Genomic DNA, 2157 nt, shown 5'->3' on the forward strand with positions numbered 1-2157 from the left:
AGCAGGGGGCGGCGGACGGGAGGGAATGTCGTGACTGGAGGGCAGAGGGGTGCGCTGCCGATCTGCGGAACCTGTTGAGTATCCGTTTGTTATTAAATATGGGCCTCGTGCTCATCCTGGCAACAGGAACGACCATAAAGAAGCCGTCGAGAGATATCGGAAGAGTTTTCTTTTCTGTTTTATAGCCGTACTACCATGGAAGTCTTTCGCAGAGAGATATGGTAGATGGGCTAGAAGAGCATGACATATACTGTTGTGTCGATATTTTCTCCTCGGACCTTGAAAATTTATGGTGGGGACACGCAAACTTCTCAACAGGCCGTACCAATATCCGCAGCTGGTCTCCAAGGTGAAGAGTCTCTAGTCGATAGAATAATGTAGGTAAGGGAAGTCGGCAAATTAGATCCGTAACTTCGGGATAAGGATTGGCTCTGAAGATTGAGATAGTCGGGCTTGATTGGGAAACAATAACATGGTTTATGTGCTCGTTCTGGGTAAATAGAGTTTCTAGCATTTATGTTAGTTACTTGTTCCCCGGATAGTTTAGTTACGTAGCCAATTGTGGAACTTTCTTGCTAAAATTTTTAAGAATACTATTTGGGTTAAACCAATTAGTTCTTATTAATTATAACGATTATCAATTAACAATCAATTCAGAACTGGCACGGACTTGGGGAATCCGACTGTCTAATTAAAACAAAGCATTGTGATGGCCCTAGCGGGTGTTGACACAATGTGATTTCTGCCCAGTGCTCTGAATGTCAAAGTGAAGAAATTCAAGTAAGCGCGGGTCAACGGCGGGAGTAACTATGACTCTCTTAAGGTAGCCAAATGCCTCGTCATCTAATTAGTGACGCGCATGAATGGATTAACGAGATTCCTACTGTCCCTATCTACTATCTAGCGAAACCACAGCCAAGGGAACGGGCTTGGAATAATTAGCGGGGAAAGAAGACCCTTTTGAGCTTGACTCTAATCTGGCAGTGTAAGGAGACATAAGAGGTGTAGAATAAGTGGGAGATATTAGACCTCGGTTTGGTATCGTCAATGAAATACCACTACTCTTATTGTTTCCTTACTTACTTGATTAAATGGAACGTGTATCATTTCCTAGCCATTATACGGATATATTTATTATATCTTATGGTATTGGGTTTTGATGCAAGCTTCTTGATCAAAGTATCACGAGTTTGTTATATAATCGCAAACAAATTCTTTAATAAAACGATGCATTTATGTATTTTTGATTTGAAAATTTGGTATAACTCCAATTACTCAGGTATGATCCAATTCAAGGACATTGCCAGGTAGGGAGTTTGACTGGGGCGGTACATCTCTCAAATAATAACGGAGGTGTCCCAAGGCCAGCTCAGTGCGGACAGAAACCACACATAGAGCAAAAGGGCAAATGCTGACTTGATCTCGGTGTTCAGTACACACAGGGACAGCAAAAGCTCGGCCTATCGATCCTTTTGGTTTAAAGAGTTTTTAACAAGAGGTGTCAGAAAAGTTACCATAGGGATAACTGGCTTGTGGCGGCCAAGCGTTCATAGCGACGTCGCTTTTTGATCCTTCGATGTCGGCTCTTCCTATCATTGTGAAGCAAAATTCACCAAGCGTTGGATTGTTCACCCATGCAAGGGAACGTGAGCTGGGTTTAGACCGTCGTGAGACAGGTTAGTTTTACCCTACTAATGACAAAACGTTGTTGCGACAGCATTCCTGCGTAGTACGAGAGGAACCGCAGGTACGGACCAATGGCACAATACTTGTTCGAGCGAACAGTGGTATGACGCTACGTCCGTTGGATTATGCCTGAACGCCTCTAAGGTCGTATCCGTGCTGGACTGCAATGATAAATAAGGGGCAATTTGCATTGTATGGCTTCTAAACCATTTAAAGTTTATAATTTACTTTATAAACGACAATGGATGTGATGCCAATGTAATTTGTAACATAGTAAATTGGGAGGATCTTCGATCACCTGATGCCGCGCTAGTTACATATAAAAGCATTATTTAATACAATGACAAAGCCTAGAATCAATTGTAAACGACTTTTGTAACAGGCAAGGTGTTGTAAGTGGTTGAGCAGCTGCCATACTGCGATCCACTGAAGCTTATCCTTTGCTTGATGATTCGAAATACAATGACAAAG

At 42.4% G+C, this 2157-nt stretch carries 1 rRNA gene; it reads left to right on the forward strand.

Going from position 1 to position 2157, the window contains the following annotated elements:
- A 23S ribosomal RNA gene (locus Q0863_RS18380) occupies positions 1 to 1893 on the forward strand; the annotation flags it as partial.
- Positions 1894 to 2157 lie beyond the last annotated feature (264 nt).

This window comes from uncultured Luteimonas sp. (assembly GCF_947492465.1).
GTDB lineage: Bacteria > Pseudomonadota > Gammaproteobacteria > Xanthomonadales > Xanthomonadaceae > Luteimonas.